This window comes from Parabacteroides sp. AF27-14 (assembly GCF_003635425.1).
In the GTDB taxonomy this organism is placed as follows: domain Bacteria; phylum Bacteroidota; class Bacteroidia; order Bacteroidales; family Tannerellaceae; genus Parabacteroides; species Parabacteroides distasonis.
In genome coordinates this window covers 236,709-263,683 of the sequence record NZ_QTLZ01000003.1, presented here as the reverse complement: position 1 = coordinate 263,683, position 26,975 = coordinate 236,709, and the positions used below count along the sequence as shown (strand labels likewise).

Sequence of the window (26,975 nt, the reverse complement as noted above, 5' to 3'; positions counted from 1 at the left end):
CACAAACTAAGAAAAGTTACAATTATGTTATACAAGAAATTATATAAAAACATTTCAGTAGTAGCGCTAGGGACAGCCCTATTCTCGCTACCCGTGTTCACCGCCTGCGAAAGCGACGTCGTAGACCTTGAACCTGTTGACAAATTCTCTGAGCTTACGGCATACGGGACAGAAGAACGTTGCGAGTTAGCCGTAGTCGGAGCTTATGATGCCGCACAATGTGGTATGTATATAAATCCGGATGATTATGGCTGGGCACGCGGCTATCCTTTTGGAGCGGCCAGTATATTGCAAGGCGAAATGCGCGGTGAAGATATGAACCTAACCGCCCAATTCTATGATTATACCTATTCCGCAACCTATAACTTGACTACCGCTAATAACGTGGCGATGTGGGAAACCTCTTTCGAGGCTATTAACCGCTATAATACGGTATACGCCGGTATAGAAGGCGCGGTAGCTGCGGGTGTCATAACCGAAGAGAAAGGGAATCAGTACAAAGGAGAATGCCTGTTCTTACGTGCGTTAACCTATCACAACTTGATGATTCATTATGCCTTGCCCTACAACGTAGAAGGTAACAATAACTACGGTATGCCTATTTACACGAAAGCCGTAAACGACCCCAGCCAACTCGCTGAGCAACAAAGCATAGGCCGTTCTACCGTTAAGGAGACTTACGATCAGATATTAAGCGACCTGAATAATGCGGAAAGCATGCTTCCGGACATTATTGATGCTGATAAAATCGGACGTGCGAGCAAAGGTGCCGCCATCGCATTGAAAACGCGCGTATATTTGCATATGCGTGATTGGAACAATGTAGTTACTGAAGCTAAGAAACTGGAAGGCGGACGTTTCATTCTGGAAACCAATCCTGCCACTCCTTTCGTTTCTTACAAAGACAATCAGGAATCTATATTCTCCATTCCGAATGACTCTCAAGATAACGCATCTGTAAATGGAGCTATGTCCGCTATGATGTCTGCCCGTGAAGGTGGCCGTGCGATGTGCCCGACATCCCCTACCCTTTACAACTCCAAATTCTGGAAAGGGGATGACAAGCGTCGTAACCTCGTCCTTTATCGTGCGTCTGACGATTATTACTTCTGTGATAAATACCAGAATCCCCAAACACGTGAAGAGTACGCCCCGATCCTGCGCTATGCCGAGGTATTGCTAAACGAGGCCGAGGCTGCCGCACGTGCGGGAGACAAGACTCTCGCATTGGAGAAATTGAATCAAGTAAGAGACCGTTCTTTGGCCGACCCCGCTACACAAACGTATAAGGCTGGCGATTTCGCCAACACGAAAGCGCTGGTAGAAGCTATCCTTTGGGAACGTCGCATTGAGTTCCAAGGTGAAGGTCGCCGTTGGGAAGACATTCATCGTTTAGCGGCTGACGACTTGCTGCCGTCCGGTGGTATTCCCGCAAAGATCGAATACAACAATGTGAAGAACCAAGGCGCATTCGTTGTTGGTGGAGAAGTGAAAGCAGAATGGTTCGGCAACAGCAAACAGTTCATCCCCTACACAGATAAACGCTTTATTTGGCCGATCCCATTGAATGATATATTAAGAAACCCCACGCTAGCCGCACAACAGAACGCAGGCTGGTAGAATATAGACACACTCTTATTTTTTACTATGCAGGGGACATGAGAGGGCGAGACCGGGAGGTTCCGCCCTCTTTTCTTTTAAAACGTATTGACATAATAATTCACGGGAAATCATTATCTTTGCACTCTCTAAAAGAGGCTTATTCGTTATTTCGTGATAAATACTAATAAATCAACGATATGATTCTATTCTTTCAATCTTCAACAAAGACGGTGCTGGCTGTAGAGGCCGCGCACGCTTTCTCTCCTGAAGACACTCAAAAACTGGTTTGGTTGTTTAGCGAGGCAACTCCTGTTCAATCAGAAACATTGGAAGGCTGGTACGTAGGGCCACGCCGGGAAATGATTACCCCGTGGAGTACGAACGCCGTTGAAATTACCCAGAACATGGGCCTGACCGGTATTTCCCGTATTGAGGAATATTTTCCTGTTTCTTCTGGCGACGCGGATCACGATCCGATGTTGCAACGTATCTACAATGGCTTGAATCAGGAGATCTTCACGATCAGTAAAAAACCGGATCCTATTGTCTATATTGAGGATTTGGAAGTGTACAACCAACAAGAGGGCTTGGCACTAAGCCAAGAGGAGATCGCTTACTTGAACGAGGTAAGCCAGAAGTTGGGACGTAAGTTGACCGATAGCGAGGTGTTCGGTTTCTCTCAAGTAAACTCGGAACACTGCCGCCATAAAATATTCGGAGGTGTATTCATCATCGACGGCGAGGAAAAAGAAAGTTCCTTGTTCAACTTGATCAAGAAGACTTCCGCCGAGAACCCTAATAAATTGGTTTCCGCTTATAAAGATAACGTAGCGTTCAATGAAGGCCCGACGGTAGAGCAATTCGCTCCCCTATCCGGTGACAAACCTGATTTCTTCGCCGTAAAAGATATCAAGACGGTTATCTCCTTGAAAGCCGAGACGCATAACTTCCCGACAACCGTTGAACCGTTCAACGGTGCCGCTACCGGAACAGGTGGTGAGATCCGTGACCGTCTGGGCGGTGGTAAGGCATCCTTGCCGATAGCGGGAACAGCTGTCTACATGACTTCTTACCCGCGTACGGAAGGCGCTCGCGAATGGGAGAAGATCCTAGACCCCCGCCCTTGGTTATACCAGACTCCGGAGCAGATCTTGATCAAGGCTTCCAACGGTGCTTCCGATTTCGGTAATAAATTTGGGCAGCCGCTTATCTGTGGTTCTTTATTGACTTTCGAGCACACGGAGAACGATAAGAAATACGCTTACGACAAAGTAATCATGCTTGCCGGCGGTGTAGGTTTCGCAAATATGCGCGACGGCTTAAAAGGAAATCCGCAACCGGGCGAGAAAGTGGTTGTGATCGGTGGCGATAACTACCGTATCGGTATGGGTGGTGGAGCCGTATCTTCCGTAAACACGGGACAATATACAAGCGGTATCGAGTTGAACGCCGTACAGCGTGCCAACCCGGAAATGCAGAAACGTGCGGCTAACGTGATCCGTGCGATCGCCGAGTCTGACGAGAACCCGATCGTCTCTATCCATGACCATGGTGCGGGTGGACACCTCAACTGCTTGTCTGAGTTGGTTGAGGCTACCGGCGGACACATCGATATGAGCAAATTGCCGATTGGCGACCCGACTCTTTCAGCGAAGGAGATCGTAGGAAACGAGAGCCAAGAGCGCATGGGCTTATTGATGAAAGAAGAAGATGTAGCCCGCGTAAAACGTATCGCGGATCGTGAACGTGCCCCGATGTATGTGGTAGGCGAGACTACTAACGACATGAAGTTTGTCTTCGAACAAGCGGACGGCGTAAAACCTATCGATATCAAGCTGGAATATATGTTCGGTAAACCGCCTAGAACGGTTATGACAGACCATACGGTCACTGAATCTTATCAACCGGTTGTTTACAAAGAATCCGAACTTCACCATTATTTGGAGAACGTACTTCAATTGGAGGCCGTAGCCTGCAAGGATTGGTTAACAAACAAAGTAGACCGTTCCGTAACCGGTAAGATCGCCCGCCAGCAATGTCAAGGAGAATTACAATTGCCGTTGAGCGACTTAGGTGCCGTAGCGTTGGATTACCGCGGGAAAGCTGGTATCGCTACTTCTATCGGTCACGCTCCCCAGGTAGCCATGGTTGATCCGGCCGCCGGTTCCGTTATGGCAATCGCCGAGTCATTGACCAATATCGTATTCGCTCCGCTGACAGATAAGTTGGAGAGCGTATCCTTAAGTGCCAACTGGATGTGGCCATGCCGTAACGAAGGTGAGGACGCCCGTCTGTACACAGCCGTACAAGCCGCTTCCGACTTCGCTTGCAGCTTAGGCATCAATATCCCGACAGGAAAGGACTCCCTATCCATGACGCAGAAGTACGGTGACGATAAGGTGATCGCCCCGGGTACGGTGATTATCTCCGCTGGCGCGGAGGTTAGCGATATCAAGAAAATCGTCTCTCCGGTAGTAGCTCAAGACAAGAATACATACATTTATTATATAGACTTCTCTTTCGATACCTTGAAGTTGGGTGGTTCCGCCTTCGCCCAAGCCTTGAACAAGCTGGGTAACGAGGTTCCTACCGTGAAAGATCCGGAATACTTCCGTGACGCTTTCAACGCCGTGCAAGACGCGATCGATAAGAGACTCATCCTTGCCGGACACGATATCTCAGCGGGAGGTATGATCACCGCCCTGTTAGAGATGTGCTTCGCCAACGTAGAGGGTGGTTTGGATGTCAACTTGGATAAGATCTCCGAGAGCGATATCGTGAAGATCCTGTTTGCCGAGAATCCGGGTATCTTGGTTCAGGTAAAGGACAAGAAGGCATTCGAAAAGTTGATGGAAGAAGCTGGCGTAGGTTTCGCCATCATCGCCAAACCGACCGACGAGCGCCATGTATTGGTATCGAAAGAAGGCATCCAATATCACTTCGGTATCGACTATATGCGTGACGTATGGTACGAATCTTCTTATAAGCTGGATGTAAAGCAGAGCGGAAGCGTTTGTGCCGGAAACCGTTTCGAGAACTATAAGATGCAGCCCGTACAGTACAAGTTCCATAAGGACTTTACCGGAAAGCTTTCTTCTTACGGACTCTCTGCGGAACGCCGCGCTCCGAACGGCATCAAGGCCGCGGTAATCCGTGAGAAGGGTACGCAATGCGAGCGTGAGACCGCTTACGCCTTGTATCTGGCTGGTTTCGACGTGAAGGATGTCCATATGACGGACTTGGCTAGCGGACGTGAGACTTTGGAGGATGTAAACTTCATCGTATTCTGCGGTGGTTTCTCCAACTCCGACGTATTAGGTTCCGCCAAGGGCTGGGCCGGCGGTTTCTTGTATAACGAGAAAGCCAAGAAAGCGATCGACAACTATTACGCACGTAAAGATACGTTGAGCATGGGCATCTGTAACGGTTGCCAGTTGATGGCCGAGTTAGGCTTGGTTTATCCGGAGCACGAGAAAAAGCATAAGATGGTTCACAATGATTCCCATAAGTTCGAGTCTAACTTCGTTAGCTTGGAGATCCCGAAGAACAACTCCGTGATGTTCGGTTCCTTGAGCGGCACGAAGTTGGGTGTTTGGGTAGCTCACGGTGAGGGTAAGTTCGAGTTCCCCTACGAGGAGAAGGAGTACAACATCATCGCTAAATACAATTACGACGGTTATCCCGCCAACCCGAACGGTTCCCCTTGGTCCGTTGCCGGTGTTTGCTCAAAGGACGGCCGCCATTTAGCTATGATGCCTCACCCCGAACGTGCGATCTTCCCTTGGCAGTGCGGTTATTACCCCGCCGACCGTAAGGAGAACGACGAGGTCACTCCATGGATCGAGGCGTTCGTGAACGCTCGCAAATGGATCGAGAATAATAAGTAAAAATAACGGGGGTTGTTTTTAGCGTTCTTTGAACCTTAAAAACAACCCCTGTTTCTATATCTCCTTAAAGTTTCTTGGTAACCGCCTTTTGATTGAACTCATCCACACGGCAGAATAGACTTTACAACGAATCCACGATTTTAATATCCAAGCCGGTACAGGGGGATTATCGGTAACTATTACTTTATACAACCGTAATATCCCTGCAACACCCCGCTAATATCTTTGCCTTCGAAATTAATAGACACAGAATTTAATAGAAGAATCATGGAAAGGTTATTTAAAATCAGAATCTTTACGGTTATGTTCTTTTTAGCCGTAGCTTCTATAGCAGCGAACGCTAAAGAAAGTAAGAAGGAAGGTGACAATTATCATGCGAAGCAAATTCTCATCGTAGGTTTGCACGATAACGTGAAATCAAACTATTTCTACAATGGGATGATCGCCGAAGAGACCGGTATGAAAGCGGATAGTATCGACCAAACGTATAATACGATCATCGCCGAGAATATCGCCGCATCCGTAAAGAACGGAGATTGCAAGTTTATTCCGGCAAACGCTACACAAGTGACCGGACAGGTACTGAATGAGATCAAGGTGAACGGGGAGAGCGAGGATTGCTATTCCGATCTTTCAGCCGTGCCGACCGAAGAGTTACAAAAGGTATTGGATAATGCCGGCGCTGATTATCTGCTGGTATTAAACCAGCATTATCTTAAATGGCAAGACCAACCGTTGCGCACACTTTTCCATATCGTCAGCTATACCCTATTCGATAAAGATAAAAACGAGGTATATCGGGGGAATAACTTCTTTACCTGTATGAATCTTGAGAATCCGGATAAACTCAGAAAGAGCAGCCGCAAGAGTTCATCCAAGATAGCATCTAGCATTATCAAAACTTTGGATGAGGACTAACCTTCTTCTTTATAGACACATTTATAATTTTCTCGTTGAGCCTAATGGATATCCTTCATTAGGCTTTTTTCTTTATTTAAACCTACACACGGATGTAATCTCTTTGCAAAACGGGGCACTTACTTTTGCGCCGTAAAAGATATTTAGGTTTAATTTTAAAAAGATTGTTATGAGGATGTTTAACAAACGAATTACTTGCAGGTTACTAGCCTGTTTGTTATTTTTTAATTGCTTACCGGCTCTCCTATTCGCGCAAGGAACGCAAGCCATTATCACCGGTACGGTCGTGGATAATAAAGGGGAATCAGTGATCGGAGCCACGATCCAAGTCAAGAATGAATCTACCGGATTCTTCACGGGCTCTATCACGAACGATAAAGGAGAATACACCATCAAGCAGCTTCCGCTAGGTTCTCCTTATACCGTTACAGCTTCTTATATCGGTTATGGGGAACAGAAAAAGACAGGATACGCATTGAACCAAGGGGATATGCTTCGAGTGGATTTCAAGCTAGCGGAGGAATCGGTGGAGATCCAAGCCGTCGAGGTAGTCGCTAATTCCTTGAAGAACATGGTTCCGAAGATCGGCGCGGCAACATCTATCTCCGCTCAAAATATCACGAAGCTTCCGGTAAACGGCCGTAACTTCACATCCCTGATGGATCTCTCGCCATTGAGTAGCGGAGGAAATATCGCCGGGCAATTATCATCCTCAACGAATTACACCATCGACGGTATGACGGCTAAAGGAACCGTAGCGAGCGGAACGACTTCCGGCGCTTATACGATATCCATGGAAGCCGTCCGCGAATTTGAGGTGGTAACCAATCAATATGACGTGACCAACGGACGTTCCGGGGGCGGCACCGTGAGCGCTGTCACGAAATCAGGAACCAATACTTTCACCGGAAGTGTATTCGGATTCGGTCGTGCCGATTGGTTATCCAGCTCCTATGATATACGGGGAAATAAATCGACTTCCGACTTCTCTACCTATCAATATGGTTTCTCTTTGGGAGGCCCGATCGTGAAAGACCGTGCGCACTTCTATGTCGTATGGGATCACCAACAGGATTCCCGTCCGATTTATATAGCGGATATCAAGACGGCGGCGGACGAGTCTCGCTATAATGTCACTCAATCTACGCTAGACCGTTATCTGGATATCGCCCGTACTAAATACGGAGTTTCCAATGATCCTCAATTCGGGGAGTTCGGCAAGAAGAAGCAGACGAACGCGGTCTTCGCCCGTATCGACTGGCAGTTGAACGCTACCAACTTGTTAACCATTCGCAATAATTTCATCAACGAGGATAATAAACAGAGCGAGAGCGATAACTCCAGTATCAATCTCTACGAGGTTTGGATCGATCGCAAATCGCATAACAACAGCTTACTCGCTACCTTACGCTCGGTATTAAGCCCAAAGCTGACCAACGAGTTGAAGCTTCAACATTTCTTGGTTTACGAGGCTACGACCCCGAACAAGCAATTGCCTAGTTCTAATATCCCGAGAGCAATCGTAGAGAACGTGGAATCTATATCTGGTGACAAGAGCATGTACACTTCCATCCAACTTGGAGGTCAACGCTACGCTCCCGAACATTTCAAGGATAATGTACTTCAATTGGTAGACAATATGTATTATAATACGGACCGCATCAACTATACATTCGGAGCGGACTTCATGTACACCAATATGAAATCACTCTACGGCAGTGAGATGAACGGACGGTTTTATTTCACGGGACTGGATAATTTCGAGCATATGACTCCTTACCGCTATGCCCGGGAAATCGCCTTGGTAGATGATCCTACCGTAAAGATGAATACCTTGAACTCCGCTATCTACGGACAATTACAAACGAAGCTTTTCACCGGATTCGAGGTCATGGCCGGTATCCGTGCGGATTATACCCGTTATTTCAACCACGCGAACTTTAACCAGACCGTTTATGACGAACTAGGCTTACGTACGGACAACGTAATCTCCACCTTCCAGTTGCAACCCCGCGTTCAATTCACGTGGGACGTGAATGATAAACATCAAGATATTATCCGCCTTGGCGCCGGTATCTTCGGCTCGGATTTAAACAACTATTCGATGATCAACAATATGCTGTTCGACGGTACGAAGGTAGCGTCCGTGGATATACAAGGCAATTTGGTTCCGACACCGAATTTCCCGGCATACCGCAAAGATCCTTCTACCGCTCCGGGCGTTGATTTATTCAACAACCCGAATATCCAAAAGATCAGCACGATCAATATGAATAGTAAGGATGCCCGTGTACCGGTAGTATATAAGTTGAACGCCAGCTACACGCATTTCTTCTCCGATCGCTTGCGGGTAGGTATCAGTGCTTACGCCAACTGGGCACGCCATAATTATATGTACGTAGACCGTAATATGGTGGATGAGCCTTACTTCCGTATCGCCGCCGAGGGGAATCGTGGCGTGTTCGTCCCCGCCGAGAGTATCAATACCAAGAACGGAGCTACCGACTGGATGCAAGGACGTAAAAGTGATAAGGTAGGCCGTGTGCTGGAATTAATCAGCGATGGAAAAATCAACCAATATGCGTTCGTGGTAGATGGAACTTGGCGTTATTTCAAGGATGGCGAGCTTTCTTTCAGCTATACGTGGAACGATTCCAAGGATAACACCTCTTACAACGGTAACGTAGCGAATACAGCGACTCTAGCCTTGATGGTAAAAGATGATCCTCGTGATTTGAGTACCATGACTTACTCGGACAAGCAATTCCGCCATAAGGTCGTATTCTACGGTACGGCTCCTTCTTTCTGGGGAATCAGCGTAGGCTTGCGTTTCTCCGGGATCGGTGGAACCCGTTACTCTTTAGCGGTTAGTGGTAATATGAACGGTGATTTCGTATCATCTAATGACTTGGCTTATATTTATGACCCGAACGATAGTAATACGCCTCAATATCTTCGTGAGGGTATCCAAGCGATCTTGGACAATCCGGAAGCGGAGAAGAGCGTAAAAGATTATATCCGTAAAAACTATGGGAAGGTTGCCGAGCGTAACGGTGGCGTAAATGGCTTCTACGGTACTTTCGATTTGCGCTTGAACAAGAACTTCAAGATCTATAAGACTCATTCCATCGAGGCCTCGATAGACTTTTTCAATTTCCTGAATATGCTGAACAAGGACTGGGGTGCCGGACATAATCTAGGCAAGCAGAATATCTACTCCATCAAGAGTTTTGACGCGGAGAAGAAGCAATACGTATATAACGTAAACAAAAACACGGGTGTATCCAATATGAACGGAAACCCTTGGCAGATTCAAATCGGCGTACGTTATAAATTCTAACTAACATATTCTATATTCAAATCATAAAAAAATTACGATGAAGAGACAATTCTTATCATTCACGCTTTTACTTGCGTTATCCACTTGGATAGCGCAAGCCGCTACCGTAAGAGGCACTGTATCCGATACGGCAGGCAAACCGCTACAAGGCGTAGTCGTTACGGATGGTTATAATTTCACGCAAACAAATGAGCGGGGAGAATATAGCCTAGATTCGAATCTGGACAAAAGCCGCTTTGTCTACCTCTCCGTACCGGGTGACTATGAGATCGAGCAAACAAAAGGTATACCGGATCTTTTCTATCAGCAACTTGATAAAAGTAAGGAGATCAATGAACATGATTTTACGCTCACCCCTAGGAAACAGCCAATCGACGGGTTTGTCTACTTGGCAATCTCCGATCCTCAGACCATCGACGAACGGCAGATGAAACGTTTCCGTGAAGAGACCATCCCCGACTTGAAGCAGACTATAGAGCGCTACCAAGGAAAAGAGGTCTACGGTATGGCGCTGGGAGACATTACTTGGGATCGCATGGATTTATTCACTCCTTATAAGGAAGCGGTCTCGGTCTTAGGCATCCCGATGTTCTCCGTGATCGGCAATCACGACCACGACTTACGTTACCCGGCCTTATCCAATCAAAAGGTAACCGAGGAGAGCTATGCGGAGCGTATCTACGAGGATCATTTCGGCCCTTACAATTATTCGTTCAATGTCGGGGATGCACATATCATCACCTTAAAAGATATTGATTATTATAAAGACAAGAAATATGACGAACGCTTCGGAAAGGAACAACTGGAATGGCTGAAAAACGACCTGAGTTACGTTAAACCCGGAACACTTGTATTTATCAACGTACATGCCCCGGTATTCAACCAGACGGATAAAGGGGGAGGAAACGCCGAGGACGCTGAGAGCCTGAAAGAGATCGTCAGCCCTTATAATGTCCATATCTTCGCCGGGCATACGCATTTCTTCGAGAACAACCAAGTCACACCGAATCTGTACGAGCATAATATCGGAGCCGCTTGCGGAGCTTGGTGGGCCGGCCATGTAAATCGGTGCGGCGCCCCGAACGGTTATCTGGTCGTTGAGGTGAAAGGGAATGCCGCTACTTGGTATTATAAGGCAACCGGCCATGATTCGGATTATCAATTCAGGGTTTATAGGCCGAATGAGTTCAAATCGCAAGCGGATTACCTAGTGGTGAACGTATGGGATTGGGACCCGACCTACCAAGTTACATGGAGCGAAAACGGCATAGAGAAAGGTTGCATGGAGCAATTCGATGATGAAGACCAAGACTATATCGACATGCACGGAAAACCTTCCGGATATCATACATCGCACTTATTCCGTTGCCACCCTTCAGCCGGAGTCAAAGACGTACGGATCAAGGTTATCAACCGATTTGGCGAGACCTTTACTAAAAATGTAACACTCCCGTAATCAAATCGTAACAAGTGGCATTTACTTTTGTATCGATAAAATGTAGAAAACTCTCATTACATATTAATGTTAAAATCATTACAAAGGAACAAACCAAACCTTATTCCTAACTTTGAACGGCAACTCGGCTTTCGGCGGAAGGCGGTTGCCGTTATTTTTTTGAGGGTATATCCCATTCTTAACGGGAAAAGTTTCGAGTTCATTCGAAACTTTTGTACTTTTACGCAAAAGTTTCGAGTATGGACGATAGATTTAAGACATTAGAGAAGTATAACCTATGGGGTGGAAACGATTTTCCAACAGGCTATAAACGGCAAGATTATTTAGATAGGATATTATCCTACACCGGAAACAGATTAATCAAAGTCTTGGTAGGACAGCGACGTGTAGGGAAAAGCTATCTCCTTCGTCAGTTAGCTAGCCATCTCGCCAATAGTGGAGTAAATCCCCGAAATATATTCTTCATTAACTGTGAGCTATCCGCCTTTTATTTTTTGAAAACCAATGAAGATCTTGATTCCCTGTTTAATCTCTACTAAAAACAAATAAATCCTCGAGGTCGTATCTATCTGTTCATTGACGAAATCCAAAATGTAGAGGGATGGGAACGCTTCGCCAACTCATACTCACAGGACTATACCGCCGAATATGAGTTATTCATCAGTGGTTCCAACTCTAAAATGCTATCTGGAGAACTCGCCACGTTATTAGCCGGACGTTATGTGGAATTTGCCATCTATCCTTTTTCATACACAGAGTTTCTTGGAATCACCCAAAAAGAAAATAACAAGATACACTACCTAGAATATATGCAAAGTAGTGGCATGCCTGAATTATACCATCTATCTCAACCAGAAGTACAAAGAAATTATATATCCGCATTAAAAGACACCGTATTACTACGTGATATCATACAAAGACAAAACATAAAAGACGCTAAGTTGCTTGAGGACATTTTTGTCTATCTGGTAAATAACGCATCTAATTTAATATCAATTCGGAATATCACCAATTATTTCAAGAGCTCGGGAAGGAAGACCAGCTATGATACGATCGCCTCCTACATTAGTTACATAGAGGACACTTTTTTGGTACATAAAGTCGAGAAATACCAAATCAAGGGAAAGGAGACCATCGCTGGGAATTGTAAGTATTACATCAATGACCTAGGTTTCAACAATTATTTATATCAAGGCTTCGGCTATGGCATTGGATATAAACTAGAAAACCTCATTTATCTAGATTTATTAAGGGCCGGCTATCAAATATACGTAGGCAGCATAAAGAACAAAGAGGTGGATTTCGTCGCTATCAAAGGAGAGAGGGTTATCTATCTCCAATCCACTTATTTACTAATCGACAAAGAAACCATCGAACGGGAATATGCCTCGTTAGAGGCCATTGAGGATAATTACGAGAAGATCGTTGTCTCGCTCGATGATCTGCCGCTTCCTTCCAAAGAAGGAATAAAGCACGTACAAGCATGGAATTTATCCCATACCATTCTCTAAGGTCTGAAAGACAAAAGTCCCCAGTAGCGTATACGCTACCGGGGCTTGTTCTTTTTCAAAAGCCTTCCGAATATCATGCATCGCATTTATTCCGTTACTGTCCTTTCGGCGGAAAGCGATTGCCGTTATTATCTTAATCCGCAATTCTTTCCGGGAGGCTACAACGCTTCTGTCTTTTCCTGATTTAGCTTTGCGATATAACAGAATTACACTTTTCCAACCGAGCCACCCCTTTTTTGTACCAGGGCAATAAAGTAGCCAACTAAATTCGTTAAGTTAAGTTCAGCTTTCATTTCATAGAAAGCTCGTTTGATAGGTATGTAAAAAATAAGGAGCTAAGTTCATCACTTAACTCCTTACCACTCAGCTTTAGTCGGGATGACTGGATTCGAACCAGCGACCACACGCCCCCCAGACGCGTACTCTAACCGGGCTGAGCTACATCCCGCTTTTATTTTACGGGTGCAAAGGTAGTTTTTTTCCGTTAAATGCCAAAACTTTCACGATAAAAATCAAGAGACTCCAAGATTTTTTCCTTGGTGACCGATTGGTTGATACGGACATCTCCTACATTTTTCAGTAAAGTGAAGTTGATGATACCGCCCTCATTCTTTTTATCATGTGTCATTAACTCATATAAGGTATCGTAGTCCGTGCAGTCAAAGAAGAGCGCCGGATAATACTCTTTTATATAACAAACGACTTGACTCAATTTCTCCATCGGGAAGCCACACAGCTTATGCGAGAGGTAAAGCTCGCTCACGATACCCGCCGCTACCGCATGACCATGCAAGATCGGACGCATTTTCAGGAAAGACAAGCTCTCGAAAGCGTGGCCGATCGTATGACCGAAATTCAATGCCTTACGAATACCTTGTTCCTTGGGATCTTCCTCTACGATCCGCTCTTTCACGGCGACCGACTGGCCTACCAAACTATTCAAATACGAATAATTCATGGTGTCGATATCAAAAAGCATGACAGACGCATAATTCTCCATCGAACTAATCAACCCGTGCTTGATCATCTCCGCATAACCGGAAAGGATATTATCGCGATCCAACGTGCGCAAGAAATCGCAATCGATGAATACACACAAGGGGGGATAAAAAGAACCGACCTCGTTCTTCAACCCATTGAAGTTTATACCCGTCTTACCGCCAACCGCAGCATCGACGGACGCCATCAAGGTCGTAGGGATATTGATCGTACGGATGCCACGCTTGAAAGTAGCGCCGGCAAAACCACCCATATCCGTAATCATACCGCCACCCAAATTCACCAGCAAGGAGTTACGGGAAGCCCCCTCATTCGACAAAGCTGTCCATATCTGGGCTAAAGAGACAAAACCCTTATTCATATCACCCGCTTCCATCACGAGAATCGGCGCCTTTTGAAAGGCCGGTATATTCTCTACCAAGGGAAAACATTTCTCTTTGGTATTCGTATCCATAAGGATGAACAACTTATCGTATTTTAGAGAGGAGAGAAAATCTTGCAGTTCCGATTTCAGGTCCTTGCAAATAACCACTTTTTGCTCTGACATATCTTTTTTATTTAAAACCTTAGACCACAAAGGTAAAACATGTATTCCGATTATCAAAACGACATAAAAAAATTCCTTCGGATGGAATTCTTATTCGATCCGAAGGAATCTATCATTGCGTCCGAAAGAAAAGTCAATTTCTTCCGAACCGATTTTACTGTACTCCAACAGCCTCTTTCACAGCGCCAACCGCAATAGAAAGACCCTCCATGTTCTTACCGCCGGCCGTAGCGAAATGGGGTTGTCCACCACCACCGCCTTGGATATGCTTAGCGGCCTCTTTTACGATCTTACCGGCATGCAAGCCCTCTTTCACCAAATCATCGCTTAACATAAGCATGAGCGTGCATTTGTTATCGTCAATGATACCGGCAACAAAGACAAAGCTATCGGTTGTCTCCGCCTTGATCTGGAAAGCCACGTTCTTCATAGCGTCCGCATTTGCCTTACCAACGAACTGCATAACCTTGATACCGTTGCTCTCCGAAGCTTTCGCCACGATCTCCTCCTTCAAACGCATAGACTTCTCACGGATATAATCCTCGATCTGTTTCTTCATCTCCGCGTTTTCCTCGATAGACTTTTTCATCGCTTGCGCCAAATTCGGCATATGGTTCATCAACGCACGCAACTCACGGATCAGATCTTGCTGGGCATATACGAATTGCTCGGCGCCCTCGGCCGTAACCGCCTCTATACGACGGACACCTGCGGCGATAGAGCTCTCTCCTATCACGTGCAAAGAACCGATCATACCGGTTGCCGGGATATGCGTACCACCACATAGCTCCACGGAGCTTCCGTATTTCACGACACGTACCTCGTCGCCATATTTCTCACCGAACAAAGCCATAGCCCCTAGCGCCTTTGCTTCGGCGATCGGCATATTGCGATGCTCTTCCAACGGGAAGTTCGCACGGATCTTCTCTCCAACCAATATTTCCACCTTACGGATTTCCTCGTCCGTCACTTTCTGGAAATGAGAGAAGTCGAAACGTAAAGAATCAGGCGAAACATACGAACCTTTCTGCTCTACGTGCGTACCTAATACCTCACGCAACGCCTCATGCAAAAGGTGCGTGGCAGAGTGGTTACACTCACACTGGATACGCTTTTTCACGTTGATCTTCGCGGTAAATGTAGCCGTTACGTCCTTCGGTAGTTTAGTAACCAAATGAACCGGCAAATTATTCTCACGTTTCGTATCGATCACGTCGATCTTCTCGTCGTCGGCGATCAACCAACCCGTATCACCGACCTGTCCACCCATTTCCGCATAGAACGGGGTTTGATCCAGAACGATCTGATATAATACTTTATTCTTTTGTTTGATCTGGCGATAACGCAAGATCTCTGCCTCGCATTCGAACAAATCATAACCCACGAACTTACATTCACCCTCTTTCAGCGTGATCCAGTCGCCTGTCTCGATAGCGGCGGCGTTACGGGCACGCTCTTTCTGCTTCTGCATAGCCTTATTGAACTCCTCGATATCGGCTTCCATGCCGTTCTCACGAAGAATCAATTCCGTCAAGTCCAACGGGAATCCGTAGGTATCATATAATGTAAAGGCATCTACGCCATTCAAGACCGTCTTCCCCGCAGCCTTCGTCTCCTCCATTTTCTTATCCAGCAAACGGATACCGGTTTCCAAGGTACGAAGGAAAGATTCTTCCTCCTCCTTGATAACCTTCTCAATCAAGGTTTTCTGAGCGATCAATTCCGGATAAGCGTCGCCCATCGTCTCGATCAATACGGGCAAAAGCTTATACATAAACGCTTCCTTGCGATCCAAGAACGTATAACCGTAACGAACGGCACGCCGCAAGATACGACGGATTACATAACCGGCCTTAGCGTTGGAAGGCAACTGTCCGTCCGTGATAGCGAAAGCGATCGTACGGATGTGATCGGCGATCACACGCATAGCGATATCTTGCTGTTTATCCGTACCGTAAGTCGTACCCGCCATTCCCGCGATTACCTTGATAATCGGTTGGAATACGTCCGTATCATAATTTGAGGTCTTACCCTGCAATGCCATACACAGACGCTCGAATCCCATACCGGTATCGATCACCTTAGCCGGCAGCGGTTCCAAAGAGCCGTCGGCCTTGCGGTTGAATTGCATGAACACAAGGTTCCAGATCTCGATTACCTGCGGATGATCCTTATTTACCATATCGGCGCCGCTGACCGCCGCACGCTCCTCGTCCGAACGAAGGTCGATATGGATCTCGGAACAGGGACCGCAAGGACCCGTGTCCCCCATTTCCCAGAAGTTATCATGTTTGTTACCGTTCAGAATATGATCTTTCGGTAAATATTGCTCCCAATAACCAGCAGCTTCGTTATCACGATCTAAGCCTTCGGCAGGGCTTCCCTCGAATACGGTGGCATATAAACGCTCCGGATTCAGCTTCAATACCTCTACCAAGTATTCCCAAGCCCAGTTGATCGCCTCTTTCTTAAAATAATCTCCGAACGACCAGTTTCCGAGCATCTCAAACATCGTATGGTGATAGGTATCATGCCCTACCTCCTCTAAATCGTTATGCTTACCGCTAACACGAAGACATTTCTGAGAGTCCGCGACACGAGGATACTTACGGGGCACGTTGCCCAAGATAATATCTTTAAACTGATTCATTCCCGCGTTCGTAAACATCAACGTGGGGTCACCCTTTACCACCATTGGAGCGGAAGGCACGATCTGGTGTTCCTTAGAAGCGAAGAATTGCTTGAAGGATTCACGGATTTCTTTTGCTGTCAACATAATCTATTTATATAGTTCTCGTTAATATTCTGAAAAACAATTTGCAAAAGTACTGCAAATTATTATTTTTGCGTGCATTCAGATAACAAAAAATGTAGATGAAACTCTTTAAAAGTCGCAAAACATACTATTTATACAATCCGAACACACTCAATTATGAGCGTGTATACCCATCTAGCAAAGACCGGCTGTTCACCGTTCTCCGCCATTTAAGCACCGGAATAGCGTTCGGCGTAGCCACTTTTTTCGTCATGATGCATTTGGTGGACTCTCCGATGGAATCTCAGTTACGTAAGGAGAACCGCCTATTGCAAACTCAATACGAGGTACTTTCCCTTCGCTTAAATAACGCGTTGGACGTATTGGATGATATCCAACAGCGTGATGAGAATCTGTACCGGGCGATCTTCCAAGCCGAGTCCATCCCCGAGTCCGTTCGGAAAGCCGGGTTTGGAGGGACAAACCGTTACGAGCATTTGATGAGCCTGTCCAATCCGGAGCTTGTTGTCTCCACGACCCAAAAGATGGATATGCTACGTAAGCAATTATATATCCAATCCAATTCCTTGGAAGAACTGATCTCCCTAGGAAAGAACCAAGAAGAGAGAAGTAAATGTATCCCGGCGATCCAGCCGATTTCCAATAAGGATCTGCGTCGTACCGCTTCCGGCTATGGCGTACGTATCGACCCGATTTACCGTACACCTCGTTTCCATTCCGGAATGGATTTCTCGGCTAAAGTGGGAACGGAGATCTATGCGACAGGTAATGGCGTTGTCACTTTCGCCGCTTGGAAACAGGGATACGGAAATTGTTTGATTATCGATCATGGCTACGGCTATCAGACTTTATACGGTCATATGAGTAAGTTCAAGAAACGTGTCGGACAAAAGGTTACTCGTGGAGAGGTGATTGGCGAGGTTGGAAATACCGGGAAATCTACCGGCCCTCACTTGCATTATGAGGTAATCGTACGAGGGAAGTATGATAACCCATCTAAATACTATTACATGGATCTCTCACCTGAGGAATACGACCGTATGATCCAGATTGCCGAGAATCATGGTCAGGTTATGGATTAAACTTCATTAGCAGTATGAGTCTAAAAAAGAATAAAGATCTCAAACTCTATTTTTCCATCAGCGAGGTGGCGCAGATGTTCGACGTGAACGAGTCCACCCTTCGCTTTTGGGAGAAGGAGTTCGATATCATCAATCCAAGGAAGACGAGCAAAGGTACCCGTTTTTATAAGCAGGAGGATATCGACGCGGTACGCCTCATCTACCACCTGGTTAAAGAGAGAGGGATGACCTTGGCCGGCGCACGGCAAAAACTGAAGGACAATAAAGAGACGACGATCCGGCAAGAAGAGATCGTAAACCGCCTGAAACAGATCAAAGAAGAGCTGTTAGCTATGAAAGACGCATTTGATGCTTTTGCCCCGAAAGTGTGATTATTCTGTTGATAAAACCAGAACAAAACCGTACCTTCGTCCCCAATTAAATAAAACATAAGCAAATAAAATACAAGACATGGAAATTACAGGAAAAATTATTCAAGTCCTACCGGAAGTAGGCGGTGTCAGCAAAGCCGGAAACGAATGGAAAAAACAAGAGTACGTATTAGAGACACACGATCAATATCCCAAGAAAGTATGCTTCCAGATATTCGGAGCGGATAAGATCGCTCAAGCGGCCATTCAGCCGGGCGAGGAATTGACAGTCTCTTTCGACATTGACAGCCGTGAGTACCAAGGCCGCTGGTTCACCAGTATCAACGCATGGAAAGTAGACCGTCCGATGGCGGCAGCTTCTCAAGCCGCTCCGATGGGAGTAACTCCGGATAATTTCGCTCCGGCTTCCGCTCCTACGGCTCCAGCCTCATCCGCTCCTGATTTCGGACCGGCCAATCCTATCGATGATTTGCCATTCTAAAGACTAATGGATATCGTATTACTAATTGGCGGTTTACTACTAATTTTAGTTGGGGCTAACGCCTTGACGGATGGTGCCGCCTCGGTAGCCAAACGCTTCAATATTTCCAGCTTAGTAATCGGGCTAACTATTGTGGCGTTTGGGACTTCCGCACCGGAATTAACGGTCAGTGTCGTATCTGCCTTGAAAGGAAGCTCAGATATCGCTATTGGTAATGTAGTAGGAAGCAATATATTTAACGCCTTGATGATTGTCGGCTGTACGGCCGCTATCGTACCGATCAGCGTCACGAAAGGTACGTTGAGCAAAGAGATCCCTCTTTGCGTGCTTGCCTCAATCGTATTATTTATTTGCGCGAATGACGTTTTGATCAACGGCGCATCGCAAAATAGTATCAGTAGTAGCGATGGAATGTTACTATTATGCTTCTTCGCCATTTTCCTTGGCTATACATTCGCGATCGCACATAATGGAGAGGAAAATGGAGAGAGCACGATTAAAATAATGCCCATTTGGAAAGCGAGTTTATTCATCATTGGTGGATTGGCTGGTTTGATTTACGGAGGACAATTTTTCGTGGATGGAGCTTCTGGTATCGCCCGTGGACTGGGTGTCAGCGAATCTATTATCGGTTTGACTTTAGTGGCCGGAGGAACCTCTCTTCCTGAGTTAGCGACTTCCGTCGTGGCCGCATTAAAGAAGAACCCGGAGATGGCGATCGGAAATGTTATCGGTTCCAACCTCTTCAATATATTCTTCGTATTAGGTTGTAGCGCGACAATCACGCCGATGAACATACAAGGCATTACCAATCTGGATTTGGGCGTCATGATCGGTTCATGCGTATTGCTTTATATTTTTGGCCTTTTCTTCAAGAAACGGACCATCACTAGGCCGGAGGGAATCCTATTGATCGCTTGTTATATAGCTTATATAACTTATTTGATTGTCGGCTGATAAAGCTTTTATAAAACAAAAGTGTAGCGAAGCACTTCGCTACACTTAATCCGCTACACGTCCGACAGATTTAATATTCTGTATCTTCGACAAAGTCACGCACATTTTCTGGATATCTTCTACGTCATGAACTTTCATCTTTATCTTACCTTCGAACACGCCGTCTTTCGCCTCGATCAGCAAGCGCATGATGTTCACGTTGAAATCCTCGGAAATCGTTTTCGTGATCGTATTCAGTACGCCTATCGAGTCTATACCTTTCACCTCTAGCGTGGCCTCAAAAGAAGCGTTCATATGGCTGCTCCAAACCGTATTCAAGATACGTTCGCCAAAGCTACTTTTCAAGCGCATGGCGATCGGGCAGGAACGTTTATGAACCACTACGTTACCATCGTCATTGATAAAACCTAAAGAGTCATCTCCCGGAATCGGCTTACAACATTCGGCAATTACATAATTACGCTCAAAAGCCTCCTCTTTCAATAAATAAGGCTTTTTCTTATCATATTTAGGCTTCTCTTTCTTGGCTTCCTCCTCTTCGGGTTGTTTCACCTTCTTGGAAGCGACACCCAACGCCTGTTTCACATACTTAAACAAGACATTATCCGTCTTCTCCTTCAACAGCTTCTTTAAATTCTCGGGCAAAACCACATCCCCCTTCTCTACCGCATAAAAGAATTCCTCGCGTTTCGAGAATCCAAAGTACATACCTAATTTATCCAGATTGGATGTACTCGCCTCAAGCTCCGAACGCTTGAAGGCATCAAGAACTTTTATCTCTCCATACTTAGCGACCTCTTTACGGACACGCTTTAATACGGCATCGATCTTCGCACGAGCCTTAGCGGTAGTCACGAAGTTCAACCACTCCGGTTGCGGCTCCTGAGAACGTGAAGTCAAGACCTCCACCTGATCTCCACTGGACAGCGGATGACTCAATGGCACCAAACGATGGTTTACCTTAGCGCCAATACATTTATTACCGATATCGGAGTGAAGCGCATAAGCGAAATCCAAGGCGGTAGCCCCTTGGGGCAATGTCTTTATATCTCCTTTCGGAGTGAAAACAAATATCTCGGAAGTAAATAAGTTCAGTTTGATCGTATCCAAGAAATCCAGCGCATTCGGGTCCGGACTCTCCAAGATCTCGGTAATGGTTTGTATCCATTTATCCAATTCCGTATCCTCCTCCACGTTGGATTCCTTGTATTTCCAATGGGCAGCGAAGCCTTTCTCTGCGATATCATCCATACGGCGGCTACGGATCTGGATCTCTACCCATTGTCCATCCGGTCCCATAACGGTCAGATGAAGCGCTTGATAACCGTTCGCTTTCGGACGGCTCACCCAATCACGGATACGGTCGGGACGAATCCGGTAAATATCCGTAATAGCCGAGTAGATATCCCAACATTGGTTTTTCTCGTCCACACCGGGAAGCGGGTCAAAAATAATGCGGACCGCATAAATATCATAAATATCCTCGAAAGCGACACCCTTGCTTTCCATCTTATTCCAAATGGAATAGACCGATTTCACACGGGCACGCATCTCATACTGAAGTCCCATCGATTTCAGCTTCTCGTCCACAGGGGCAGCGAAACGCTCGAATAATTTATTACGGCTCTCTTCTGTCGCTTTCAACTTAGCGCTGATAAAGTCATATTCTTGCGGATGCTCATATTTAAAACTCAAATCCTCCAGTTCCGTCTTGATCGAGAAGAGCCCCAGACGATGCGCCAGAGGAGCATACAAATAAAGAGTCTCACCCGCGATCTTAAATTGCTTGGCGGGAAGCATGGAACCCAAAGTCCTCATATTATGAAGACGGTCTGCGATCTTGATTAGAATCACCCGTATATCGTCACTCATAGTCAGCAGCAACTTACGGAAGTTCTCGGCTTGAGCCGAGGCCTGTTCCCCAAAAATGCCACCGGATATCTTCGTCAAGCCATCCACGATCTGGGCGATCTTGTCTCCGAACATATCCCGGATATCCTCCACCGTATACTCGGTATCTTCCACGACATCATGCAATAACGCAGAGCAAATAGAGGTAGAGCCCAAACCCATCTCCCGGCATACGATACGAGCCACGGCGATAGGATGCATTATATAAGGTTCGCCGGAACGCCGTTTCACTCCGGCGTGCGCTTGATTAGCGAAATTAAAAGCTTTCGTGATTCGTTCGACCTTACGGCGGTGGTTTGACTTCAAATAATCGTTCAACAACGCATTGAACCCATCTTGTATCATCTGTTCGTCCGCAGAGAGAACGGACGCAGCCTCGCCCGTTTCTTTTATATCTTTTGTGTCCTTTGTATCGTCCATGGTTTTACACCTCCCATTTTTATACTGTATAGCCACAAATATATACAAATATTTGGAAGGAAACCCTAACAAAAGACAAAAATAGAATATCTACTGCTTAAATATGGATCCCATAGTCGTGTTTAACCTCGTCCATGACAAAAGTACTTCTCAACGAGCCCAAACTATCGATCGTTCCTAACACATTTAAAATAAACTCTTGATAATATTTCATATTGGGAGCGTGTATCTTCAATAAGTAATCATAATCGCCTGAAATATTATAGCACTCCGTTACCTCGGGGATTTCTTGGATAATCCGGGTAAACTCAAAAGCTATATCCTTATTCAGCCGAACCAATTTCACGCTACAAAAGACAACAAAGCCTTGATTCAGCTTCTCCGCATCTAGTACCGCTATATACTTCTTTATATATCCACTATTCTCAAGACGTTTTAAACGCTCGAACACCGGGGTTGACGAGAGACTGACCCTTGCCGCCAACTCTTTCGTAGTCAACCGGGCATTATCTTGTAACGTTCGGAGGATTTGCAGATCCACCTTGTCTAACTTATCTGAAACATTCATAAGAAAAAAATTCTATCGGATTGATTCCCCAACGTCCTTCGCCGAAGATGTATTCTATTTATAGCCCTAAAAATAGTATTATTTTCTATATTCTCAACGAATCTTGTCCAAAAAGCACACACATCATACATTTGCCAACAGAATAAGAACTAAATAAACAAGATGACTATGGCAACAAAGAAGTTACATTTCGAGACATTACAACTTCATGTAGGACAAGAACAACCGGATTCCGCAACCGACGCACGTGCGGTACCCATTTATCAAACAACTTCCTATGTATTCCATAACGCACAACATGCGGCAGACCGTTTCGGCCTACGTGACGCGGGGAATATTTACGGACGTTTGACAAACTCCACGCAAGGCGTTTTCGAGGCACGTGTAGCTGCCTTAGAAGGAGGCGTGGCAGGTTTGGCCGTGGCTTCAGGAGCAGCGGCTGTCACCTATGCGTTACAGAACATAGTGAGGGCAGGAGATCATATTATCGCAGCCGATAATTTGTATGGCGGTTCCTTCAACCTGATCACCCATACACTGGCCTCCCAAGGCATTACTAATACGATTATCAATGTAAATGACCTAAACGCATTAGAAGCAGCTATCCGGGAAAACACGAAAGCCATTTATGTAGAGACATTCGGGAATCCTAACTCTGACGTAACGAATCTGGATGCGGTAGCGGAAGTCGCCCACCGACAGCATATTCCATTAATCGTAGACAATACGTTCGGAACCCCCTACTTGATTCGTCCGATCGAACATGGAGCTGACATCGTCATCCATTCCGCCACAAAGTTCATAGGGGGACATGGCAGTAGTCTAGGAGGCGTAATTGTAGATGGAGGTACTTTCGACTGGAAGGCGAATGCCGATAAGTTTCCTACATTAGCCAAACCAGACCCAAGTTATCATGGAGCCATATTTGCGGACGTAGCAGGTTCCGCCGCCTTTGTCACCCGTATCCGTGCGGTCATTCTTCGCGATACCGGGGCAACGATCTCTCCTTTCAATGCTTTTATCTTGTTGCAAGGATTAGAGACCTTATCCCTACGCGTGGAACGCCATGTAGCAAACGCATTGAAAGTCGTGGATTATTTATCAAAACATCCGAAAGTAGAAAAGGTGAATCATCCATCACTTCCTACCCATCCGGACCACGAACTTTACAATAAATATTTCCCAAATGGTGCCGGCAGTATCTTCACCTTCGAGATCAAAGGCAGGCAGGAAGCCGCTTGGAAATTCATCGACTCACTGGAGATCTTTTCCCTACTAGCGAATGTCGCCGATGTAAAGAGCCTTGTCATTCATCCATACACGACCACTCATTCCCAGATGAGTCCGGAAGAACTTGCCCAACAGCACATAACACCATCCACCGTACGCTTGAGCATCGGAACCGAATATATAGATGATATTATAGATGATCTGGATCAAGCTTTCGCTAAAATCTGATAGCGCACTTCCAAAAGGAAAAGGACAGAAGCAAAGAAGACGATCCCTGTTCGACACAAGGATCGCCTTTCTAATCAACATCACATCGAGCCAAGGTTACACTCATTTATTCTCAGCCAAATAGATATCCGTAAATGTCACAGCTCCGGTTAATCGGTTATTGTTGTTAGTTACATTTAACAATATGACATACTTGCGATACTGATCGGCAGTCAACGCCTCTTTCATCAGCTTCAAATTGCCATACACGGCTTTTTGCAATCGTTCATCCTGACGCTTCAGGTCTTTGCTCAAACTCTTTCTTTGTTCTTGTACAAAATAATCATTAATGTTAAGTACCTCCTCCATTTGGTAAGGAGCCAATCCTAGATAAGAACTCAATCGGCTAAACTCTACCGCAAACGGTTCTTTATTCCCATATTCATTCACACATTGCGCTTTCGCAAAATTCATTGTAGCACTCATTCCCAAAACCGCTACCGCCATAATTAACTTTCTCATAATACCTACAATTTACCTATTACAAAACCATTCACAAAACAAACACTCATTTTAGAGAAGATAGCCTAAACATTCTTTTGTTTCGGACTAATCCTTTTTTACAAACCTATTAACCTATCTAATGTGTATGATAAAACTCGGATTAACATCAAAATTTCAACTTACATCTTATTGATGTATCTCCTTGTTTGTATTGCAAAGATGAAGAATTATCGGATAGGCAGTTTCCGATTGTTGACGAAAAGGAAAAAATGGGGATTGAACACGAAAAGGGCAAAAAAATGCCGGCTTTAAGAGAACCGGCATTTCTATTTAATTATCATTCCAGACTTACTATCCAAGACTTAAACTCGGATGCTTTATTTTTACTAATATATATACGCTCAGGCACTTCTATATCCAAAGTAACGAGCAAACGGCTATCAAACCAAATTGTTATGTCCTTCACGCTATCACGAGAAATGATGAATTGTTTATTCGCACGGATAAAATCAGCAGGACTTAAAGAAGAAATTATCTGTTCCAATGTTTTAGCATATGGATACGAATTACCAGTCTTTAAATAAACATATGTATTCTTATCAGCCGTATAGAAACAAGACACATCTTTCAAGCTAATAGGCAACAATTTATCCTTAACAGGAATCAGTAGTTTATCCTTGTATTTAGGAGTAGTAGACAACTGTGTTAATTGGGATAAATAATGGATGATATCTTGATGATTCCATCGGCTAAACTTATCTAAGGCCCGTTTCAATTCTTCCGGCTTAATCGGCTTCAAGATATAGTCTATGCTGTTTACTTTGAAAGCGTCGATCGCATATTGATCGTACGCCGTAGTAAAGATGATCGGTACCTCCACCTCTATCTGGTCAAAAATAGCGAAAGCGGAACCGTCCGATAAATGAATATCCATAAAAATCAAATCCGGCCTCGGATTGGCTTGCAGCCAACGTACCGTTTGCCGGACACTCTCCGTATTTCCCATGATCTCAATCGTGGGATCTATTGTAACCAACATATCCGCTAAGTTCTCATAGGCGGCGGTCTCGTCCTCTACGATCAGTATTCTCATATAGCATCATTTTAGGGGTAGGTATACCTGAAACTCATCCTCATCAGATTCTACCCGTATTTGTTTATTCATTAATAGAAAGAAACGATTCTCCAGATTCTTAAGCCCGGTTCCATTCGTATCCGGTAAGGTCAATTTCGGATAGATTGGATTAGAAACAACCAGTTCCATTCGCTCGTTCAGCCGGATCAAGATATCCATTCGGTGCTCGCTGTCTATAATATTATGTACCGTCACGTTCTCTACCAACGGAAGCAAAGATAATACGGGAATTCGCAAGTTCCGCTTATCTTCGGGAACTTCGATCGTAAAAGTCAGCTTATTGGCGAAACGGACTACCATTACATGCTGAAAAGCCTCTATAAACGCAAGCTCCTCCGACAGTGGTACCAAATTCTTTTTATCACTCTGAAGGATATAACGGAATATATCGGACAATTTCGTAACATACAACAAGGTATTCTCATCGTTTTTCTTCCGTATCAAGGAGGAGATTCCATTCAATGAATTGAAAAAGAAATGCGGATTGATCTGGTTCACCAATGCATCGCAGCGGCTCTGCAAATTCTCGACACGCAGATTCTCGATCAATTGATCCTTTTCCCGTTGATTGTGATATAGCATTTGTATATAGCCGATCAAGGTACATAACAACGCCAACACGATAAACTGGAAGATAATGATACTCAAAAAACGATCATAACTAATAGTCAGGAAGGAGATCAATTTATAGACAACAAAGCCTCCAGAAACGTACAAGGCATTCCAGAACAACCGCTCGAAGAAGGAGGTACAATCCTCATGCTTCAAGTTACTTTTCAGCAAAAACCAAATAAGTCCCCAAAAGTAAAGAAAACGGAACCCAAAGAAGAGCAAAAACCCTTGATGATCGTTCGGAGCCAGATAGCTCATGTCACAAAAGATCCATGCCAAATTCGGATAGGCGATAAACACTGCGCAAACCAAACTGACCAACCAAGGTTTAGCCTTGACCACTGATATCTTTTCATCCAATGAACCCATACGATTGTATCTTTTTTCGTATACAAAGGAATAAAAAATCATTCACATCCTTCTCCAGTGCACGAAGAAAGCGAAAAAAAAGAGTTAAAGAC

The 26,975-nt window shown here is 45.2% G+C and carries 17 protein-coding genes, 1 tRNA gene and 1 pseudogene; 11 read left to right on the top strand and 8 right to left on the bottom strand.

The genetic code is table 11. The features are described from left to right. Positions 1-24 precede the first annotated feature (24 nt). The 6 genes and pseudogenes from DWY79_RS05055 (at position 25) to DWY79_RS05030 (ending at position 12,714) form a co-directional block, all read left to right on the top strand. On the top strand, positions 25-1,620 hold the full coding sequence (locus DWY79_RS05055) for a RagB/SusD family nutrient uptake outer membrane protein (RefSeq protein ID WP_122144757.1): 1,596 nt from the start codon (positions 25-27) through the stop codon (positions 1,618-1,620). Positions 1,621-1,799: 179 nt separating this feature from the next. Further along, the gene (purL, locus tag DWY79_RS05050; RefSeq protein WP_122368950.1) at positions 1,800-5,489 is read left to right on the top strand and encodes a phosphoribosylformylglycinamidine synthase; all 3,690 of its coding nucleotides are present in this window, start codon (positions 1,800-1,802) and stop codon (positions 5,487-5,489) included. A gap of 267 nt (positions 5,490-5,756) precedes the next feature. After that, positions 5,757-6,407, top strand: coding sequence for a hypothetical protein (locus DWY79_RS05045; protein ID WP_005866912.1), 651 nt, complete (start codon positions 5,757-5,759; stop codon positions 6,405-6,407). Between the two features lie 169 nt (positions 6,408-6,576). Then, on the top strand, positions 6,577-9,747 hold the full coding sequence (locus DWY79_RS05040; RefSeq protein ID WP_122368949.1) for a TonB-dependent receptor: 3,171 nt from the start codon (positions 6,577-6,579) through the stop codon (positions 9,745-9,747). A 37-nt stretch (positions 9,748-9,784) separates the two neighbouring features. Then, the gene (locus DWY79_RS05035) at positions 9,785-11,203 is read left to right on the top strand and encodes a calcineurin-like phosphoesterase family protein (RefSeq protein ID WP_122368948.1); all 1,419 of its coding nucleotides are present in this window, start codon (positions 9,785-9,787) and stop codon (positions 11,201-11,203) included. Between the two features lie 239 nt (positions 11,204-11,442). Beyond that, positions 11,443-12,714 (top strand): annotated as a pseudogene (locus tag DWY79_RS05030) (ATP-binding protein). Positions 12,715-13,087: 373 nt separating this feature from the next. Here the strand turns inward: DWY79_RS05030 and DWY79_RS05025 are convergent. The 3 genes from DWY79_RS05025 to alaS form a co-directional block, all read right to left on the bottom strand. Then, positions 13,088-13,162 (bottom strand) — tRNA-Pro (locus tag DWY79_RS05025). Positions 13,163-13,198: 36 nt separating this feature from the next. Beyond that, a complete protein-coding gene (aroB, locus tag DWY79_RS05020) occupies positions 13,199-14,260 on the bottom strand; it encodes a 3-dehydroquinate synthase (RefSeq protein WP_122368947.1) in 1,062 nt (353 codons plus the stop codon). A gap of 154 nt (positions 14,261-14,414) precedes the next feature. After that, positions 14,415-17,036, bottom strand: coding sequence for an alanine--tRNA ligase (gene alaS / locus DWY79_RS05015; protein WP_057326001.1), 2,622 nt, complete (start codon positions 17,034-17,036; stop codon positions 14,415-14,417). A 98-nt stretch (positions 17,037-17,134) separates the two neighbouring features. On the opposite strand from alaS, the gene DWY79_RS05010 reads away from it, so the two are divergent. The 4 genes from DWY79_RS05010 to DWY79_RS04995 all read left to right on the top strand — a co-directional run bounded on the left by DWY79_RS05010 (position 17,135) and on the right by DWY79_RS04995 (position 19,927). Next, positions 17,135-18,118 (top strand): M23 family metallopeptidase, encoded by a 984-nt coding sequence (locus DWY79_RS05010; RefSeq protein WP_005861279.1) that lies wholly within the window; start codon positions 17,135-17,137, stop codon positions 18,116-18,118. A 14-nt stretch (positions 18,119-18,132) separates the two neighbouring features. Continuing rightward, the gene (locus tag DWY79_RS05005) at positions 18,133-18,489 is read left to right on the top strand and encodes a MerR family transcriptional regulator (RefSeq protein ID WP_005861277.1); all 357 of its coding nucleotides are present in this window, start codon (positions 18,133-18,135) and stop codon (positions 18,487-18,489) included. Positions 18,490-18,568: 79 nt separating this feature from the next. After that, positions 18,569-18,970 (top strand): DUF3127 domain-containing protein, encoded by a 402-nt coding sequence (locus DWY79_RS05000; RefSeq protein ID WP_005866893.1) that lies wholly within the window; start codon positions 18,569-18,571, stop codon positions 18,968-18,970. A gap of 6 nt (positions 18,971-18,976) precedes the next feature. Continuing rightward, positions 18,977-19,927, top strand: a complete 951-nt coding sequence (locus DWY79_RS04995; protein WP_005866891.1) for a calcium/sodium antiporter — start codon at positions 18,977-18,979, stop codon at positions 19,925-19,927. A gap of 45 nt (positions 19,928-19,972) precedes the next feature. On the opposite strand, the gene DWY79_RS04990 is transcribed toward DWY79_RS04995, so the two are convergent. Together DWY79_RS04990 and DWY79_RS04985 are read right to left on the bottom strand one after the other, a co-directional pair. Continuing rightward, complete coding sequence (locus DWY79_RS04990) at positions 19,973-22,258, bottom strand: bifunctional (p)ppGpp synthetase/guanosine-3',5'-bis(diphosphate) 3'-pyrophosphohydrolase (protein ID WP_005861271.1); 2,286 nt, start codon at positions 22,256-22,258, stop codon at positions 19,973-19,975. 97 nt (positions 22,259-22,355) lie between these two features. Then, positions 22,356-22,826: an Lrp/AsnC family transcriptional regulator gene (locus DWY79_RS04985; protein ID WP_005861270.1), complete on the bottom strand. Its 471-nt coding sequence runs from the start codon at positions 22,824-22,826 to the stop codon at positions 22,356-22,358. A 168-nt stretch (positions 22,827-22,994) separates the two neighbouring features. Between DWY79_RS04985 and DWY79_RS04980 the strand changes: the two genes are divergently transcribed. Beyond that, positions 22,995-24,284: an O-acetylhomoserine aminocarboxypropyltransferase/cysteine synthase family protein gene (locus tag DWY79_RS04980; protein WP_122368946.1), complete on the top strand. Its 1,290-nt coding sequence runs from the start codon at positions 22,995-22,997 to the stop codon at positions 24,282-24,284. Between the two features lie 102 nt (positions 24,285-24,386). Here the strand turns inward: DWY79_RS04980 and DWY79_RS04975 are convergent, their stop codons facing one another. From DWY79_RS04975 to DWY79_RS04965, 3 genes are all read right to left on the bottom strand, one after another. Further along, on the bottom strand, positions 24,387-24,785 hold the full coding sequence (locus tag DWY79_RS04975) for a hypothetical protein (protein ID WP_005861266.1): 399 nt from the start codon (positions 24,783-24,785) through the stop codon (positions 24,387-24,389). A 319-nt stretch (positions 24,786-25,104) separates the two neighbouring features. Next, complete coding sequence (locus DWY79_RS04970; RefSeq protein WP_048927950.1) at positions 25,105-25,860, bottom strand: LytTR family DNA-binding domain-containing protein; 756 nt, start codon at positions 25,858-25,860, stop codon at positions 25,105-25,107. 6 nt (positions 25,861-25,866) lie between these two features. Then, positions 25,867-26,925 (bottom strand): sensor histidine kinase, encoded by a 1,059-nt coding sequence (locus DWY79_RS04965; RefSeq protein WP_172514233.1) that lies wholly within the window; start codon positions 26,923-26,925, stop codon positions 25,867-25,869. Positions 26,926-26,975 lie beyond the last annotated feature (50 nt).

Excerpts from the sequence above, each read along its gene's own strand:
- DWY79_RS05055 (WP_122144757.1), top strand. The coding sequence starts at position 25 with ATGTTATACAAGAAATTATATAAAAACATTTCAGTAGTAGCGCTAGGG.
- purL (WP_122368950.1), top strand. The coding sequence starts at position 1,800 with ATGATTCTATTCTTTCAATCTTCAACAAAGACGGTGCTGGCTGTAGAG.
- DWY79_RS05045 (WP_005866912.1), top strand. The coding sequence starts at position 5,757 with ATGGAAAGGTTATTTAAAATCAGAATCTTTACGGTTATGTTCTTTTTA.
- DWY79_RS05040 (WP_122368949.1), top strand. The coding sequence starts at position 6,577 with ATGAGGATGTTTAACAAACGAATTACTTGCAGGTTACTAGCCTGTTTG.
- DWY79_RS05035 (WP_122368948.1), top strand. The coding sequence starts at position 9,785 with ATGAAGAGACAATTCTTATCATTCACGCTTTTACTTGCGTTATCCACT.
- aroB (WP_122368947.1), bottom strand. The coding sequence starts at position 14,260 with ATGTCAGAGCAAAAAGTGGTTATTTGCAAGGACCTGAAATCGGAACTG.
- alaS (WP_057326001.1), bottom strand. The coding sequence starts at position 17,036 with ATGTTGACAGCAAAAGAAATCCGTGAATCCTTCAAGCAATTCTTCGCT.
- DWY79_RS05010 (WP_005861279.1), top strand. The coding sequence starts at position 17,135 with ATGAAACTCTTTAAAAGTCGCAAAACATACTATTTATACAATCCGAAC.
- DWY79_RS05005 (WP_005861277.1), top strand. The coding sequence starts at position 18,133 with ATGAGTCTAAAAAAGAATAAAGATCTCAAACTCTATTTTTCCATCAGC.
- DWY79_RS05000 (WP_005866893.1), top strand. The coding sequence starts at position 18,569 with ATGGAAATTACAGGAAAAATTATTCAAGTCCTACCGGAAGTAGGCGGT.
- DWY79_RS04995 (WP_005866891.1), top strand. The coding sequence starts at position 18,977 with ATGGATATCGTATTACTAATTGGCGGTTTACTACTAATTTTAGTTGGG.
- DWY79_RS04990 (WP_005861271.1), bottom strand. The coding sequence starts at position 22,258 with ATGGACGATACAAAGGACACAAAAGATATAAAAGAAACGGGCGAGGCT.
- DWY79_RS04985 (WP_005861270.1), bottom strand. The coding sequence starts at position 22,826 with ATGAATGTTTCAGATAAGTTAGACAAGGTGGATCTGCAAATCCTCCGA.
- DWY79_RS04980 (WP_122368946.1), top strand. The coding sequence starts at position 22,995 with ATGGCAACAAAGAAGTTACATTTCGAGACATTACAACTTCATGTAGGA.
- DWY79_RS04975 (WP_005861266.1), bottom strand. The coding sequence starts at position 24,785 with ATGAGAAAGTTAATTATGGCGGTAGCGGTTTTGGGAATGAGTGCTACA.
- DWY79_RS04970 (WP_048927950.1), bottom strand. The coding sequence starts at position 25,860 with ATGAGAATACTGATCGTAGAGGACGAGACCGCCGCCTATGAGAACTTA.
- DWY79_RS04965 (WP_172514233.1), bottom strand. The coding sequence starts at position 26,925 with ATGATTTTTTATTCCTTTGTATACGAAAAAAGATACAATCGTATGGGT.